A 17,331-nucleotide genomic window follows, 5' to 3' on the forward strand; every position below is an offset into this window, starting at 1 on the left:
TACCGCCTATACCCCAAAACTTTCGCCGCAGCCGCATTCATTCTGGGCTTTGGGGTTATGAAATTTAAATAACTGGTTCAGCCCTTCCTGTACGTAATCCACTTCTGTTCCGTCAATAAAAGGCATCGCCTGTAACGGTGCGAAAAGCTTTGCGCCTTCGGCTTCAAAAACCAGATCGTCTTTATCCGGCTCCCGAACGGTATCCAGAACATAGCCAAATCCGGCACATCCCGTCTGTTTTACGCTTAACCGCACGCCCAACATGCCCGGCTGCTTTTCTGCCAGCTCACGTATGTGCGCTGCCGCCGCTGGCGTTAGCGTCAGCCCTTGCCAGGGGAAGTCCTCCGGGTTAAACGTGTCTGAATGCAATTCCATAGAGTTACCTCGCGTTCTAAATCACCAGGATATAACAGCATGTTAGTGATAATGATTATCACTTCAACCCCTTAACCGCAGGGGCTTTCCAACAAATGGTCATATTGAGCGCCTTTTATTAAGCATAGACCCTGTCCGCCAGGTCATACGACAGACAAAAAACAACTTAACTTTTTGATAAGTAATGATTTATAAGATATTAACCGTTCTGACAGGTCAAAAACGAAAAGATGTATAGAAAATGACTATTTAATTAATAGGCTGTCGACATTGCCGGGCGGCGAGGTCAGAACCCCATTTTTTGTATGGATACCTGGCGTTGCGCTCTTTATAATCCGCTGCGGTTCTATAACTCAGTTTGAGCTATAGGTTTATGTAAACTCTTTCCGGCATTTCAGGTGCTGAATGAGGCAAGAGGCTTAAAATATGGTTGTTACGCTCGCGTATATCGCACTTTTTTTGGTTTTCTCGTGGGTCATCTTGAGAATTAATCAAAAAAGCGATTCCCTGTCGAAAAGCGTTTTTATCGCTATCTTTTTAGGGGCTGTTATTGGTTTATCCCTGCATTTTATTTCAGCAAATCACACTAAAACTATTATCGAATGGTACAGCATCGTCGGCAATGGTTACGTCCATCTGTTGAAACTGGTCGCTATACCGCTAATTTTTATTTCTATTCTTTCCGCCATCAATAAACTGGAAAATAGCGCCGGCATCGGAAAAATGTCGCTGACGATCGTCGGATGCATGTTATGCCTGGTGATGGTTGCCGGTTTTATCGGATTACTGACCGCTCATGTGCTGGGGCTTGACGCCAGCGCTTTTGTGCACATGCCGTCAATGTTAACTACAGAAGAAGTCAATAAGACTGCCGCGGTGTCGATTCCCCAGTTAGTGACATCGCTGATTCCGACTAATATTTTTCTTGATCTTACGGGGGCCAGAAGTGTTTCCGTTATCGGCATCGTTATCTTCACGCTAATAGCGGGGATCGCCCTGTTAAAGGTCAAAAAAGAGGCGCCGGAAGAAGGTCAGAAATTAAGCGCGGGCATTAACGCTATTCAGATCTGGGTCATGAAGATGGTACGTATCGTTATTGCATTAACGCCCTATGGCGTCATGGCATTAATGACTACCGTATTTTCATCATACCGCCTTGAACAATTCGCCAGCTTACTTGGTTTTATCTGCGCCTGTTATATCGCGATTTTCATGATGTTTATCGTGCATGCCATCTTGCTGATCCTCAGCGGTAATAATCCAGCGCGTTATTTCAGAATGGTGTGGCCCGTCTTAACCTTTGCGTTTGTTTCCCGCAGCAGCGCAGCCTCTATCCCGCTGGCCATTTCCGCCCAGGAAAAATTTGGCGTACAAAGCACCATTGCCAATATTTCCGCCTCGTTTGGCTCCAGTATGGGGCAAAATGGCTGCGCCGGGATTTATCCGGCTATTATGGTAGCGATGATTGCGCCCACCATCGGCATTGATCCGCTCTCGCTGCATTTTCTGGCCGCGATGTTGCCTGCCATTGCGCTAGGGTCTATTGGCGTAGCCGGCGTCGGCGGCGGTGGTACGTTCGCGGCGCTGATTGTCCTGTCGACGTTGAATTTTCCCGTTGCGCTGGTCGGTATTTTTATTGCCATCGAACCTATCGTTGATATGGCCCGCACGGCACTGAACGTTAACGGATCGATGATGTCAGGTGTGCTGGCTAACCGTATTTTGAATAATCATACGGCTGACGACATGCCAGCGGTTATTGACAGACCTTAGTTTTTTACGCGCCCGGAAAAGAAAAACCCTTAAGTCTGTTCAATACAGGCTTAAGGGTTCCGGCCCCATCCGGCGCTTATCTCCGGCACTCTTAATGGCTTAGCTCTTGAAGGGGCATAAGAATAATCTCATAAAGAGCGCGCGCCTTTTTAGCACAAATGGCGATCTGTATTTTTTTTAAACAAAATCAAGGGGGTTATCTATTACCTGGGGACAGGGTCTGGTGAGATTGCCTGGTAACATAGCCGGATGGCGGCTAACGCCTTATCCGGCCTACACAGACTTTATTAATGCACGCCCAACCGCCAGGCGAAATAGATCTCTTCTTTCAGTTCGGTTGCAGAGAGGGTGAGGAGATCGGCAAACTCTAACTCCAGCTGTTTTAAACGCTTCAAATACTGCGCGGGAGAAAGTTCGGTTTTATCACGGCGTAAAAATTCAATCGCCAGTTGGGTTGGGTCTAAATCAGTAGACATATCATCCTCGCTTATGTGTAAACGTGCACAGTATATCACCTTTTTCTGCGCACATTTTGACCAAAAGCAATATGCATCACACTTTTATGGTGACAACGTCACACAATCGCCGTAGTAAGGCGCGAAGAACAGCACAGACGTCCCTGTTCATCAAAGATCTCTATCTGCCAGACCTGATGGCGAGCCCCGGTATGCAACGCTTTACAGACGCCTCGTACGCGCCCCTGACGCGCCGACCGTACATGGTTGGCATTCACCTCCAGCCCCACCACCTTTTGCTCCCCCTGCGTACACAGATAGCCTGCGACCGAGCCGATACTTTCCGCCAGCACCACAGACGCTCCGCCATGCAGCAAGCCGAACGGCTGTTTGGTGCGATGATCGACGGGCATTGTCGCTTCCAGCGTATCGTCCCCAATACGCTCAAAGCGGATATCAAGCAGGCCAACCATATTCCCTTCCCCCATCGCATTAAGCGCATCGAGGGTCACTTCACGTTTCCAGATCAACCTATAATCTCCAGTAATGCCTGCAACGGGTGACGCACGCCCGTACCTTCAATGCGTTTAACCTGGCTTCGGCAGGAATAGCCGGTTGCCAGGCAGCGGTTTCGCGGTAGACGTTGCATCGCCTGATGCCAGGATAGCTCATAAATTCCCAGCGAATTTTTATGATTGGTGAGTTCATGTCCATAAGTGCCCGCCATACCGCAGCAGCCTACGCTGACATTTTCCAGCTTCGCGCCAAAATGGGCAAAGATGGCGGCCCACTGCGCAGGCGCGCCGGGTAAAGCCGTGACTTCCGTACAATGACCAAAAAAGTACCACGGTTCGCCGCTCACCTCGACGGACAGTCTTGCATTTATTTCCTGCGCCAGCCATTCATTCACCAGCAACACATGAAAATCGCCGCGCTGTTCGCCCAGAGCCAGTTTGTATTCGTCGCGATAACACAGGACCAGCGCCGGATCGACGCCCACCATTGGCATCCCCAACGCGGCGATCCGATTAAGGAATTCAGAGGTTTTTTTCGCCGTTTTCGCAAAGCGATTAAGAAAACCTTTAATATGCTGCGCCTTACCATTCGGCGAGAACGGTAACAATACCGGCCTCCTGCCCAGTTTTTCCGCCAGGCGGATAAAGTCCGCCACGACCCGGGCGTCGTAGTAGCTGGTAAACGGATCCTGAACCACCAGTACCGTTTTCGCTTTTTGCTCGGCGCTCATGCGCTCCAGTTGCTCAAGCGTCATATTAGCGGACGGATGGCCCACCAGTTGCTGTTGCAATGAAGGGGCAGAAAGCAGAGGTAAATCCACCATACCGATATGTTTTTTCGCCAGATTACGAACTACCGGTTGGTTAATAAAAAAGTTAAAGGTCTTTGGCGCACGCGCCATCAGCGGCGCGTAGGTCTCGACCGTCGCCACCAGATGATCGCGTACCGGACGCAGATAACGCGTATGGTAAAGCTGTAAGAAACGTGAACGAAACTCCGGAACATCGATTTTAATCGGACACTGGGTCGTACAGGCTTTACACGCCAGACAGCCGGACATGGCCTCTTTAACTTCATGGGAAAAGTCATACTCGCCTTTGCGTTTGTGCCAACTATTCCGGGTGCGGGCAATCAGCGTGCGTAAGCTGGCGCGTTTTTCTGGCAACTCCTTTTCCAGCTTCAACGGATCGACGCCGCGATCGGCCAATAGACGGAGCCATTCCCGCACCAGCGTCGCCCGCCCTTTCGGCGAGTGGATCCGGTTAAGGCTAATTTTCATCGACGGGCACATCGGGCTTTTCGCATCGAAATTAAAGCACAGGCCGTTACCATTACACTCCATAGCGCCGCGCCAGGTCTGCCGTACCGCCAGCGGGATTTGCCGATCCCAGGTGCCGCGTTTTACCGCATCCACCTTCATCATCGGCGCCTCTATCCCCTGCGGCGGACAGATTTTACCCGGGTTAAGTCGATTATGCGGATCAAAAGCCGCTTTTATTTTGCGCAGCTCGCCATACAGGACTTCGCCGAAAAAGGCCGGGCTGTATTCCGCACGGAAACCTTTTCCATGCTCGCCCCACAACAGCCCACCGTATCTGGCGGTCAGCGCGACGACCTCATCGGAGATCTGTTTCATCAACAGTTCCTGCTGCGGATCGCACATATCCAGCGCCGGACGCACATGCAGCACCCCGGCATCCACGTGGCCGAACATGCCGTAACTTAAGCCATGACCATCCAGCAGGGCGCGAAATTCGGCGATGTAATCGGCCAGATGTTCAGGCGGCACGCAGGTATCTTCCGCAAAAGGAATCGGTTTGGCAGCGCCTTTCGCATTACCCAGCAGCCCTACCGCTTTTTTACGCATCGCGTAAATACGCTCAATACCCGTCAAATCGGTACAAAGTTGCCAGCCGATCACGCCCGCTTCCGCTCGCGCCATCAGGCCATCCAGCCGGTGGCACAGCGCCTCGACCTGTCCGTCAATAAGCGCTTCATCGTCACCCGCGAATTCCACGATATTCAGGCCAAGCATCTCTTTATCCGGCACATCGGTAATCAATTCGCTAACGGAGTGCCAGACAATATCTTCCCGCGCGAGGTTAAGGACTTTGGAATCGACCGTCTCGACGGATAAGGCGCGCGCATCAACCATAAAAGGGGCGTTACGCAGCGCGGAATCAAAGGAGTCGTATTTTACATTTACCAGACGGCGGACTTTGGGTATCGGGGTAATATCCAGCCGGGCTTCAGTAATAAACGCCAGCGTCCCTTCCGACCCCGTTAAGATGCGGGTAAGATCGAAGCGGGTCATGTCATCGTTAAAGACGTGGCGTAAATCGTAGCCTGTCAGGAAGCGATTGAGCTTTGGAAAGCTATCGAGGATAAGTTGACGGTTTTCCAGGCAGGACTGATAGACGGTCTGATAGATGCGGCCTGGCATCGTCGTGTTTTCACCCAGCGTCCGGGCAAGCTCTACGGGCATCGATTGCGTGTCAAGGATATCGCCCCCCAACAATACGGCCCGTATGCCTAAGACGTGATCTGACGTTTTCCCATAGACCAGCGAACCCTGACCAGAGGCATCGGTATTAATCATACCGCCAAGCGTGGCGCGATTACTGGTGGAAAGTTCCGGCGCAAAAAAATAGCCATACGGCTTTAACGCCTGATTAAGCTGATCTTTTATCACCCCCGCCTCTACCCGCACCCATCCCTCTTCAGGATTAATTTCAATAATGCGGTTCATATAGCGGGACATATCAACAATAATGCCCTGGTTTAGCGCCTGGCCATTCGTGCCAGTACCGCCGCCTCGCGGGGTAAATATCAGCGACGTAAAGCGCGGCTCCGCCGCCAGACGGGCAAGAAGCGCGACATCCGCCGTAGAACGGGGAAACACAACAGCATCGGGAAGAAGCTGGTAGATACTGTTATCGGTCGACATTGTCAGACGGTCGGCATAGCTGGTTGCCGTATCGCCCGTAAACCCTTGCTGCTCCAGCGCCTGCAAAAAATTGAGCACCAGCTGAACGACGCCGGGTGCCTGAGAAATTTGTGGAATCATTATATTGACCTTTTCCTGCGGTCTATGTTGTGAACGGTGGCGCCCAACCCGGCGAGCGCGAGCGGTCTACGCACAGGAAGGGATGCTTAATCGTTTGCGTGTTGCGTTATTTGTTGTATCACATTTTTTTCCTGTGCGCCCAACAGAATTACATGCAGAATCGGCCTGTTAAAAACCGCTGAAATTGCTCATCATTATAGGGTGTGGTTTGCATGTTCACGTCGCGCCAACGTTCTGGCGCAAAGACAAAGGTGAAAAGTATTTATGGTAAATGTTCGTCAGCCCAGGGATATTGCGCAAGTGCTGCTATCGGTGCTGTTTTTAGCCATCATGATTGTGGCCTGTTTGTGGATAGTACAGCCTTTTATTTTGGGGTTTGCATGGGCAGGTACGATTGTTATCGCGACCTGGCCCGTTTTGCTGAAATTACAAAAAATATTGTGGGGCCGCCGCTCGCTTGCCGTACTGGTCATGACGCTGCTGTTAGTGCTGCTCTTCGTTATTCCCGTCGCCTTGCTGGTGAACAGCATTGTCGACGGTAGCGGCCCGCTCATCCATGCAGTGACCGGCGGCGATATGACGCTACCCGATCTGGCATGGTTAAATAATATTCCGTTGGTTGGCGCCAAACTGTATGCCGGATGGCATAGCCTGCTGGATATGGGCGGTAGCGCTATTATGGCAAAAGTGCGGCCTTATATCGGCACAACCACGACCTGGTTTGTCGGTCAGGCGGCGCATATCGGACGCTTTATGATGCACTGCGCCCTGATGCTGTTGTTTAGCGCCCTGCTTTACTGGCGCGGCGAACAAGTGGCGATGGGAATACGCCATTTTGCCTGTCGTCTCGCGGCTAAACGCGGCGATGCGGCGGTTCTGCTGGCTGCCCAGGCGATCCGCGCCGTGGCGCTTGGCGTGGTGGTCACCGCGCTGGTACAGGCGGTACTTGGCGGCGTCGGGCTGGCGATTTCCGGCGTGCCTTACGCTACCCTGTTGACGGTAGTGATGATCCTTTCGTGTCTGGTTCAGTTGGGGCCGTTGCCGGTATTGATTCCAGCCATTATCTGGCTTTACTGGACAGGCGACACCACCTGGGGCACCGTGCTGCTGGTTTGGAGCGCCGTCGTCGGCACTCTGGATAACGTGATTCGCCCGGTACTCATCCGCATGGGCGCCGATTTACCGCTGCTTCTGATCCTTTCCGGGGTAATCGGCGGCCTGATTGCATTCGGTATGATTGGTCTGTTTATTGGACCGGTGCTTCTGGCCGTGACCTGGCGTTTGTTCTCCGCATGGGTACATGAAGTTCCGGCGCCGACGAATGAACCAGAGGAGATCCTTGAAGAGCTGGATGACATCGAGGAAGCCAACAAGCAGTCATAATCCCGTCGGGCGGCATTGCCGCCCGATGCTTTAGCGACGTTTATAAATTCAACGCACACCCCATTTTGATTCGCCCGTCTGTTCCCCGCCGCATCTCATTTCTGTCGCAAATCCGTTACAGTTTTTAAACTATTGAGACGAATCTGATCGACGCAAAAAGTGCTCATGCCTACTATTAGCACACGGTTATAAATCAACACATTGATTTATAAGCATGGAAATCCCCTGAGTGAAACAACGAATTGCTGTGTGTAGTCTTTGCCCGTCTCCTACGATGGGCTTTTTTTTTAACTTTTTTCGCCGCATTGTTACATAAGCCAGCTCCCGTTTTCCTTCAACACCGCGATATCTGCAACGAACAAATAATATTGCACAAAATAGTGTGATTCTGTTCAAGTCGAAACGGTGTCGGTGGTGCTATTTATAGCATCACTTTTTTTATATAAAAGCCTAAAAAATGATGAACGCGTTAGAACTACAAGCACTACGGCGTATTTTTGATATGACGATTGAAGAATGCACAATCTATATCACCCAGGATAATAATTCGGCAACCTGGCAACGATGGGAAGCTGGCGACACTCCCATCTCTCCAGAAATCATTGCCAGGTTAAAGGAAATGAAAGCCAGGAGACAGCGACGAATTAACGCCATTGTTGACAAAATAAATAACCGCATCGGCAATAATACAATGCGTTACTTCCCTGATTTATCTTCTTTTCAGTCCATTTATACAGAGGGGGATTTTATCGAGTGGAAAATTTATCAATCTGTTGCTGCCGAACTTTTCGCACATGATCTGGAGCGGCTGTGTTAGACGTAAACTTTATCGCCGCATCGTATTGATACCGGATAGAAAACCACACAATCACGACATTGACTTGTCACCCTATCCAATATGCTTCCTGCCTGTGTATACCACTGTAACGTTCAGGCGGCATCTCTGAGTCAGATAATATGAAAAATCGTTATTTCCCTACCGCTGTAGGGTTGTATTTTAATTACTTTGTACATGGCATGGGGGTTATCCTGATGAGCCTGAACATGTCATCGCTTGAACAGCAATGGCATACCAGTGCCGCAGGCGTATCTATTGTGATCTCTTCGCTTGGTATTGGCCGGCTAAGCGTTTTGTTAATCGCCGGTATGCTTTCCGATCGCTTTGGTCGCCGTCCTTTTATCATTCTGGGGACCGCCTGTTACCTGATTTTTTTCATTGGCATTCTTTATGCTCAGACGATTTTTGTCGCTTATGCCTGTGGCTTTTTAGCGGGTATGGCCAACAGTTTTTTAGATGCAGGTACCTATCCCAGTTTGATGGAAGCCTTCCCTCGCTCCCCCAGTACGGCAAATATTCTGATCAAAGCATTTGTCTCTGGCGGGCAATTCTTGTTGCCCATTATTATCAGTTTATTAGTCTGGGCTAATATGTGGTTTGGCTGGTCCTTCCTGCTTGCCGGGGCGATCATGCTTATTAATGCTCTGTTTTTATTACGCTGCCCTTTTCCACCCTATCCTGGTCGGATATTGAAACCCAAAATCTCGCAAGCGCCTGTTGCAGGCGTACATCATTGCTCCCTCATCGATCTGATCAGCTACACCCTTTATGGCTATATCTCGATGGCAACCTTTTACCTTATCAGCCAGTGGCTGGCGCAGTATGGACAGTTCGTCGCAGGAATGTCGTATACCCAATCCATCAAACTGTTAAGTATTTATACCTGCGGCTCGCTACTGTGCGTTTTTATAACCGCCCCGCTGGTCAGAAAAACAATTCGCTCTACCACATTATTGATGTTTTATACCTTTATCTCTTTTATTGCGCTTCTGACGGTCTGCCTGCATCCTCAGGCCTATGTTGTTATGATCTTCGCATTCGTCATTGGATTCTCTTCCGCCGGTGGCGTAGTACAAATCGGCCTGACGCTGATGGCGGCCCGTTTTCCACAGGAGAAAGGTAAAGCGACCGGCATTTATTACAGCGCCGGCAGTATCGCGACGTTCACTATTCCGTTGATCACAGCGCGGATTTCAGAAATGAGCATTGCACATATTATGTGGTTTGATACCGGTATCGCCGCAGCGGGATTTCTCCTCGCACTGTTCATCGGTTACCGAAGTCGGGCTGAATCACAACATCACGCTGAAGCAGCGTCAACCGCGCAATAAATGTTAGCGTGCCAGTTGCAATATTATTGCCTTGCTATGCAAAATAAAACGTTAGCCATTATCACCGGGAAACAAAAAATGTAATTTTCGTGTTAATTATTATTCATTATCTTCACACTTATCAGAAAAATTGCGATGAGCATCACGAGTTATATGTGTTAAACAACAAATTCGCAGCAATTTTTATATTTCCTGGCTAACAAATGAAATGCTATCAATGCAATAAACCTGGCATTTTAAACGCCATGTTATGTACATATAACGACAGTACCGACTTATAGTGTTACTGAACAATCGCTGCATGTAGTAAAGCAGTAATAAGCAGGACATTGAATCAAACCATCAGCAAGGAGCTGTGAACAAATGTCTCAGAACAAGGCTCGCAACATGCCATATTTGCTGGCTGTTATCTGCATTTATTTTAGTTATTTTCTCCACGGCATGAGTGTTATTACACTAGCCCAGAACATGACCTCCCTTGCACAGAAATTCTCCACGGATAGTGCCGGTATCGCCTATTTAATCTCTGGCATTGGTCTTGGTCGTCTGGTCAGTATTTTATTCTTTGGCGTACTGTCCGATAAATTTGGCCGTCGGGCAATAATACTGCTTGGCGCCGTACTATATATGCTATTTTTCTTCGGTATTCCCGCCAGTCCTAGCCTGATGATCGCTTTCATATTAGCGGTGTGTGTCGGCGTGGCGAACTCCGCGCTGGATACTGGCGGATACCCTGCATTAATGGAGTGTTTTCCCAAAGCATCGGGCTCGGCAGTTATTCTGGTTAAAGCGATGGTCTCTTTTGGGCAAATGATTTATCCCCTTATCGTCAGCGCCTTGCTAGTCAACCATATCTGGTACGGCTACGCGGTGGTAATCCCCGGTATCCTTTTCGTCCTCATCACGTTGATGCTGTTGAAAAGCCGCTTTCCCAGCCAACTTGTCGATGCCAGTATTGCGAAGGAATTACCCCAGATGAACAGTACTCCCCTCGTCTGGCTGGAAGGCGTAGCTTCCGTTTTATTTGGCGTCGCCGCGTTCTCAACCTTCTATGTGATTGTGGTCTGGATGCCTAAATATGCGATGGCCTTCGCCGGAATGGCGGAATCCGACGCGCTGAAAACCATCTCTTATTACAGTATGGGATCGTTGGTTTGCGTGTTTATTTTTGCCGCATTGCTGAAAAAAATGGTTCGCCCCATCTGGGCCAATGTTTTCAATGCCGGGCTGGCGACACTCACCGCTGCGGCAATTTATCTGTATCCCTCTCCACTGATCTGTAATGCTGGCGCCTTCGTGATTGGTTTTTCCGCTGCTGGAGGTATTTTACAATTAGGTGTATCGGTAATGTCGGAATTTTTCCCTAAGAGTAAAGCTAAAGTCACCAGTATATATATGATGATGGGGGGCGTTGCTAACTTTCTTATCCCACTGATTACCGGTTATCTCTCTACTATTGGCCTGCAATATATCATTTTGTTAGATTTTGCCTTTGCACTACTGACATTTATCACCGCCATTATTGTATTTATTCGCTATTATCGCGTATTTAAGATCCCGCAAAACGATGTCCGATTTGGCGAGCATTATTTCCAGTAAAAATGTTAACGATGCGCAACAGGCATGCGCCCTGCTCTGCACTGTCCACTTATTAAGGAGTATAAAATGGATGTTACCGCAAAATATGAATTAATTGGTCTTATGGCGTATCCTATCCGTCATAGCTTATCGCCCGAAATGCAAAACAAAGCGTTAGAAAAAGCGGGGCTACCGTATACCTATATGGCTTTCGAAGTGGATAACACGACGTTTGCCAGCGCCATTGAAGGACTGAAAGCATTAAAAATGCGCGGTACGGGCGTCTCCATGCCAAACAAACAGCTCGCGTGTGAGTATGTCGATGAATTAACGCCAGCAGCAAAACTGGTTGGCGCTATCAACACCATTGTTAACGATGACGGCTATCTACGCGGCTACAACACGGATGGTACGGGCCATATTCGGGCAATTAAAGAAAGCGGTTTCGATATTCGGGGAAAAACCATGGTGCTGCTCGGCGCGGGAGGCGCGGCTACCGCCATTGGCGCCCAGGCAGCCATTGAAGGCATTAAGGAAATTAAACTGTTTAACCGTAAAGATGACTTTTTCGAAAAAGCGGTTGCCTTTGCGAAGCGGGTGAATGAAAACACCGATTGCGTCGTTACCGTCACCGATCTTGCCGATCAGCACGCTTTTACTGAAGCGCTTGCCAGCGCAGATATTCTGACGAACGGCACCAAAGTTGGCATGAAACCATTGGAGAACGAATCCCTGATCGGCGATGTTTCCCTGCTCCGCCCTGAATTGCTGGTCACCGAATGTGTTTATAATCCGCATATGACAAAGTTATTGCAGCAGGCGCAACAAGCTGGTTGCAAAACAATTGATGGTTACGGCATGTTGTTATGGCAAGGAGCCGAACAGTTTGAACTGTGGACAGGAAAAGCATTTCCATTGGACTATGTGAAGCAGGTGATGGGATTCACAGCCTGACCGGTAAAATTATAATTGCGACGAATGACAATGAAGGGTACCAAATGAAAACCGTAACTGTAAGAGATCTCGTGGTTGGCGAAGGCGCGCCAAAGATCATTGTGTCGCTAATGGGAAAAACCATTACCGATGTGAAATCGGAAGCACTCGCCTACCGTGAAGCGGATTTCGATATTCTGGAGTGGCGCGTTGACCATTTTGCCAACGTGACGACGGCAGAAAGCGTACTTGAGGCCGCCGGCGCCATCCGGGAGATTATTACCGATAAACCCTTGCTATTTACCTTCCGCAGCGCGAAAGAAGGCGGCGAACAGGCGCTAACCTCCGGACAGTATATCGCTCTGAATCGTGCAGCGGTTGACAGCGGTCTGGTCGATATGATCGATCTTGAGCTTTTTACCGGCGACGATGAGGTGAAAGCCACCGTCGGCTATGCTCATCAACACAATGTTGCGGTGATCATGTCTAACCATGATTTTCATAAAACGCCCGCAGCGGAAGAGATTGTTCAGCGTCTGCGTAAAATGCAGGAACTGGGCGCCGATATTCCGAAGATCGCCGTCATGCCGCAGACTAAAGCCGATGTCCTGACCTTACTTACCGCCACTGTAGAAATGCAGGAGCGCTATGCGGATCGTCCGATTATTACCATGTCGATGTCGAAAACCGGGGTAATATCTCGTCTTGCCGGCGAAGTGTTCGGTTCTGCAGCAACGTTTGGCGCGGTGAAAAAAGCATCTGCGCCGGGACAAATATCGGTAGCCGATCTGCGTACCGTATTAACTATATTGCACCAGGCGTAATACTTTATCGTGTGGCGGAATATTCTCTTTCTGCCACAATAAAATAAATAGTTATCTGATATGAATATGTTCCATATTCATTGAAAGCCGCTGTCTTTATTACCTTAACACGGTTATATCGATATTGCTTTCAGGGATAATAGTGGAGTAAATATGAAAATCAATAAGCCATCACGCATTAATGGCCGCGTTCCCGTGCTCTCTGCACAAGAAGCAGTAAATTATATTCCAGATGAGGCCACTTTATGTATTCTGGGCGCAGGCGGCGGTATTCTCGAAGCGACAACATTAATTACCGCACTGGCAGATAAATATCAAACAACCCAGTCACCACGAGATTTATCTATTATTAGCCCTACCGGATTAGGTGACCGCGCCGATCGCGGCATCAGCCCGCTGGCGCAGGAGGGATTGGTAAAATGGGCGCTATGCGGACATTGGGGGCAATCTCCCCGTATTTCTGAACTGGCTGAACAAAATAAAATCGCCGCCTATAACTACCCACAAGGCGTATTAACCCAGACGCTGCGCGCCAGCGCCGCACACCAGCCGGGTATTCTGAGCGATATCGGTATTGGTACCTTTGTCGACCCTCGCCAACAGGGCGGAAAATTAAACGACGTGACTAAAGAAGATCTCATTAAGCTGGTAGAGATCGATAATAAAGAATATCTCTATTATAAAGCGATAGCGCCTAATGTGGCTTTTATCCGCGCCACCACCTGCGACAGCGAAGGCTATGCATCATTTGAAGATGAGGTGATGTATCTTGATGCGCTGGTGATCGCCCAGGCCGTTCACAATAATGGCGGTATTGTAATGATGCAGGTGCAGAAAATGGTAAAAAAAGCCACGCTGCATCCAAAATCCGTGCGTATTCCCGGCTATCTGGTGGATATTGTGGTTGTCGACGCCGACCAGACGCAACTCTATGGCGGCGCGCCGGTGAACCGATTTATCTCCGGAGATTTTACTCTTGATGATAGTACCCAGCTTACCCTGCCTCTTAATCAGCGCAAGCTGGTAGCCCGACGCGCGCTGTTTGAAATGCGTAAAGGCGCGGTAGGCAATGTGGGCGTAGGCATTGCCGACGGTATTGGTCTGGTCGCTCGCGAGGAAGGCTGCGCCGATGACTTCGTGCTGACCGTAGAAACTGGCCCGGTGGGCGGTATTACCTCTCAGGGCGTGGCCTTCGGCGCTAATGTCAACACCCGCGCGATCCTTGATATGACCTCACAATTTGATTTTTATCACGGCGGTGGGCTCGATGTCTGCTATTTAAGTTTTGCCGAAGTGGATCAACACGGTAATGTCGGTGTACATAAATTCAACGGCAAAATTATGGGCACCGGCGGGTTTATCGATATTAGCGCAACGTCGCAAAAAATTATTTTCTGCGGAACTCTGACGGCCGGAAGTTTAAAAACTGAAATTACCGATGGCAAATTAAATATTCTGCAGGAAGGTCGCGTGAAAAAATTCGTCAGCGAACTGCCGGAAATTACGTTCAGTGGAAAAATTGCGCTTGAGCGCGGGTTAGACGTGCGTTACATCACTGAACGTGCGGTTTTCACTCTCAAACAAGATGGCCTGCATTTAATTGAAATTGCGCCTGGCGTCGATCTGCAACGGGATATTCTTGACAAGATGGATTTTTCACCGGTTATCTCACCAGATTTAAAACTGATGGACACAAGATTATTTACCGATAGCACTATGGGATTCACGCTTCCTGACGCAACACATTAAAAGGAGTACAAATATGGATTTTTCATTAACTGAAGAACAAGAACTATTACTGGCCAGTATTCGCGAGTTAATCACCAGCAATTTTCCGGAAGAGTATTTCCGTACCTGCGATCAAACGGGCACCTATCCCAAAGAATTTATGCAGGCGCTGGCGGAAAACGGTATTTCGATGCTGGGCGTCCCGGAAGAATTCGGCGGCATTCCGGCTGACTATGTAACGCAAATGCTGGCGCTGATGGAAATCTCAAAATGCGGCGCTCCGGCCTTTTTGATTACCAACGGCCAATGCATTCACAGTATGCGCCGTTTTGGTTCCGCAGAACAACTGCGTAAAACAGCAGAAAGTACTCTGGCCACCGGCGATCCAGCATATGCGCTAGCCTTAACAGAACCTGGCGCGGGCTCTGATAATAATAGCGCCACAACAACCTGGACGCGTAAAAACGGCAAGGTTTATCTTAACGGCCAAAAAACATTTATCACCGGTGCAAAAGAATATCCTTACATGCTGGTTCTGGCGCGCGATACGGAGCCAAAAGATCCTAAAAAAGCGTTCACGCTTTGGTGGGTGGACTCAAATAAACCGGGCATAAAGATTAATCCGCTGCACAAAATTGGCTGGCACATGTTGAGTACATGCGAAGTTTATCTCGATAATGTCGAGGTGGACGAAAGCGACCGGGTCGGTGAAGAAGGCATGGGTTTCCTCAATGTCATGTACAATTTTGAGATGGAGCGTTTGATTAATGCGGCGCGCAGTACAGGTTTCGCCGAATGCGCATTTGAAGATGCCGCCCGTTACGCCAACCAGCGTATCGCCTTTGGTAAACCCATCGGCCATAACCAGATGATCCAGGAAAAGCTGGCGTTAATGGCCATCAAAATCGAAAACATGCGCAATATGGTGTTGAAAGTCGCCTGGCAGGCCGATCGGGAAGAGTCACTGCGTACCAGCGCCGCGCTGGCTAAGCTGTACTGCGCACGCACAGCGATGGAAGTGATTGACGATGCGATTCAGATTATGGGTGGGCTTGGTTATACTGACGAAGCCCGTGTCTCCCGCTTCTGGCGCGATGTTCGCTGCGAACGTATCGGTGGCGGCACGGATGAAATTATGATCTATGTGGCAGGACGCCAAATTCTGAAAGACTATCAGAACAAGTAAGGATCGTACCGGAACGTCTTATTCGGCCTGACTGCTTTACGGCATCAGGCCGAATAAATCAGATAAATTTCGCCGTCAGGTATTTGGCAGCAAATACGCCTGCTCAACCAGACTATTTTTAAATTGCTTACGATAATCGTTGGGAGAACATCCTACATGCCGCATAAACAATTTGGCAAAATGGTCCACATTTTCATATCCTACCCGCCATGAAATTTCTGCCAGTGGCGACTCAGTGTTTGTCAGCGCAAACTTGGCCTCGGTCATACGTCGTTGAATAACATAGTTGATAGGGGATATATGATATTCTTTGGCAAATTCATGGCATATATAACTGACGCTGGCGCGAAATTTTTTCGATAGCTGGTCAAGCGTGATTTTTTCACGATAATTATTATTGAGATAAACAAGCACATCCTTAATTAATACATCTTTTTTAATGTAGCCTTGTTCAGAACGATAGGCATTTTTAAAATTTTCATAGTAAAGTGCGGTCAGAGTGTAAGCAAATGCATCGTATACAGAGGAAGCCAATACGTTTTTCCCCTGCGGAAGTAACACGCTTAATTCATTAAAGATACTTTTAATGACCTCTTTCCCCTGAACCACGGAAACCACCGGACAGGAATGACTCTGCAATAGTTGGTTTTCTTCCCAACCTGGAAAACAAAACCCATACAGCGCACAGGTATAGGTGGTAGCCGGCGAATTGCTGTCGGATGCTACAGCGTGTAGCCGCCCCCGCTCAACGACGACAATATCGTCCGCATGCGCGACGTAGAGTGAAGAGTCAATAATTAACCTGGCTATCCCTTTTTTGACGTAAATAAGCTCTGTTTCATTATCATGCATATGATGGCCAGACTCCCAGTTTGGATCATCGCTAATGACAAAACGTGAAAATCGAGGGGTCTTGTCCTGTTCAAAAATCGTCTCCGCGGCGGAGTCAAAACAGCGCTGATACATAATAACCTCTGTCAGGTTTAAAAAGATAACCAAGATAAAATAAAGCGAGCGTCAGTGTTGTACAACCGTGGAGATTACCAGCAAAACAAGATTATTCGTTCCGAATGCAAGATATTATGTTCTTTTGCAGACAGCTCAGATTACCTGTCGATAGCGTATTATCAGACAAAAATACATAGCCGACATATCTTTGATGTTTTCTTTTAACCTCACAGAAACAACATCGCACGTTTCATGTTAAAAAATGATGATATGCTTCGCACTTATTATTCTCACTACCGTATTTATATTTTTATGACGCCTTTTTCAGATGGTTGCTAACGATTCTCTGTTCGCAGATTTTTCGTGCAAGATTGTTGGCAAGGAAAACAGATTGAC

The 17,331-nt window shown here is 48.7% G+C and carries 14 protein-coding genes and 1 other RNA gene; 10 read left to right on the forward strand and 5 right to left on the reverse strand.

Annotated elements, in window-relative coordinates; all coding sequences use genetic code 11:
• Positions 1-6: 6 nt before the first annotated feature.
• Positions 7-375: a Fe-S cluster assembly scaffold SufA gene (gene sufA / locus ABVN44_RS00655; RefSeq protein ID WP_000418970.1), complete on the reverse strand. Its 369-nt coding sequence runs from the start codon at positions 373-375 to the stop codon at positions 7-9.
• 426 nt (positions 376-801) lie between these two features.
• Here sufA and ABVN44_RS00660 point away from each other — a divergent pair, with 426 nt between their 5' ends.
• Positions 802-2,148: an L-cystine transporter gene (locus ABVN44_RS00660; protein WP_048348856.1), complete on the forward strand. Its 1,347-nt coding sequence runs from the start codon at positions 802-804 to the stop codon at positions 2,146-2,148.
• A 287-nt stretch (positions 2,149-2,435) separates the two neighbouring features.
• Here the strand turns inward: ABVN44_RS00660 and ABVN44_RS00665 are convergent, their stop codons facing one another.
• The 3 genes from ABVN44_RS00665 to ABVN44_RS00675 form a co-directional block, all read right to left on the reverse strand.
• Positions 2,436-2,624, reverse strand: a complete 189-nt coding sequence (locus ABVN44_RS00665) for a YdiH family protein (RefSeq protein ID WP_001537749.1) — start codon at positions 2,622-2,624, stop codon at positions 2,436-2,438.
• Between the two features lie 98 nt (positions 2,625-2,722).
• Positions 2,723-3,133 carry a 1,4-dihydroxy-2-naphthoyl-CoA hydrolase gene (gene menI, locus ABVN44_RS00670; protein ID WP_000637930.1) on the reverse strand — a complete coding sequence of 137 codons (411 nt, stop codon included), beginning with the start codon at positions 3,131-3,133 and terminating at the stop codon, positions 2,723-2,725.
• Positions 3,130-6,186, reverse strand: a complete 3,057-nt coding sequence (locus tag ABVN44_RS00675) for an FAD-binding and (Fe-S)-binding domain-containing protein (RefSeq protein ID WP_015405972.1) — start codon at positions 6,184-6,186, stop codon at positions 3,130-3,132. Before ABVN44_RS00675 ends, menI begins: the two co-directional genes overlap by 4 nt.
• 264 nt (positions 6,187-6,450) lie before the next feature.
• On the opposite strand from ABVN44_RS00675, the gene ydiK reads away from it, so the two are divergent.
• The 9 genes from ydiK to ABVN44_RS00720 all read left to right on the forward strand — a co-directional run bounded on the left by ydiK (position 6,451) and on the right by ABVN44_RS00720 (position 15,987).
• Positions 6,451-7,569, forward strand: a complete 1,119-nt coding sequence (gene ydiK / locus ABVN44_RS00680) for an AI-2E family transporter YdiK (RefSeq protein ID WP_000248615.1) — start codon at positions 6,451-6,453, stop codon at positions 7,567-7,569.
• Positions 7,570-7,751: 182 nt separating this feature from the next.
• Positions 7,752-7,859, forward strand: an RNA gene (gene rprA / locus ABVN44_RS00685) — antisense sRNA RprA.
• Between the two features lie 167 nt (positions 7,860-8,026).
• The gene (locus ABVN44_RS00690) at positions 8,027-8,386 is read left to right on the forward strand and encodes a YdiL family protein (protein ID WP_000980455.1); all 360 of its coding nucleotides are present in this window, start codon (positions 8,027-8,029) and stop codon (positions 8,384-8,386) included.
• Between the two features lie 140 nt (positions 8,387-8,526).
• A complete protein-coding gene (locus ABVN44_RS00695) occupies positions 8,527-9,738 on the forward strand; it encodes an MFS transporter (protein ID WP_000797666.1) in 1,212 nt (403 codons plus the stop codon).
• A 363-nt stretch (positions 9,739-10,101) separates the two neighbouring features.
• Positions 10,102-11,337 carry an MFS transporter gene (locus tag ABVN44_RS00700; RefSeq protein ID WP_023232201.1) on the forward strand — a complete coding sequence of 412 codons (1,236 nt, stop codon included), beginning with the start codon at positions 10,102-10,104 and terminating at the stop codon, positions 11,335-11,337.
• A 66-nt stretch (positions 11,338-11,403) separates the two neighbouring features.
• Entirely contained in the window at positions 11,404-12,270 is an 867-nt protein-coding gene (gene ydiB, locus ABVN44_RS00705; protein ID WP_000383488.1) for a quinate/shikimate dehydrogenase, read from the forward strand.
• Positions 12,271-12,314: 44 nt separating this feature from the next.
• Entirely contained in the window at positions 12,315-13,073 is a 759-nt protein-coding gene (aroD, locus tag ABVN44_RS00710; protein WP_048348857.1) for a type I 3-dehydroquinate dehydratase, read from the forward strand.
• Positions 13,074-13,226: 153 nt separating this feature from the next.
• A complete protein-coding gene (locus ABVN44_RS00715; RefSeq protein WP_000700599.1) occupies positions 13,227-14,822 on the forward strand; it encodes an acyl CoA:acetate/3-ketoacid CoA transferase in 1,596 nt (531 codons plus the stop codon).
• A 13-nt stretch (positions 14,823-14,835) separates the two neighbouring features.
• A complete protein-coding gene (locus ABVN44_RS00720) occupies positions 14,836-15,987 on the forward strand; it encodes an acyl-CoA dehydrogenase (RefSeq protein WP_000347819.1) in 1,152 nt (383 codons plus the stop codon).
• A gap of 75 nt (positions 15,988-16,062) precedes the next feature.
• Here ABVN44_RS00720 and ABVN44_RS00725 read toward each other — a convergent pair whose 3' ends face one another.
• Positions 16,063-16,953, reverse strand: coding sequence for an AraC family transcriptional regulator (locus ABVN44_RS00725; protein ID WP_000284832.1), 891 nt, complete (start codon positions 16,951-16,953; stop codon positions 16,063-16,065).
• Positions 16,954-17,331: the final 378 nt, after the last annotated feature.

Source organism: Salmonella sp. SJTUF15570, from assembly GCF_043357055.1.
In the GTDB taxonomy this organism is placed as follows: Bacteria; Pseudomonadota; Gammaproteobacteria; order Enterobacterales; family Enterobacteriaceae; genus Salmonella; species Salmonella enterica.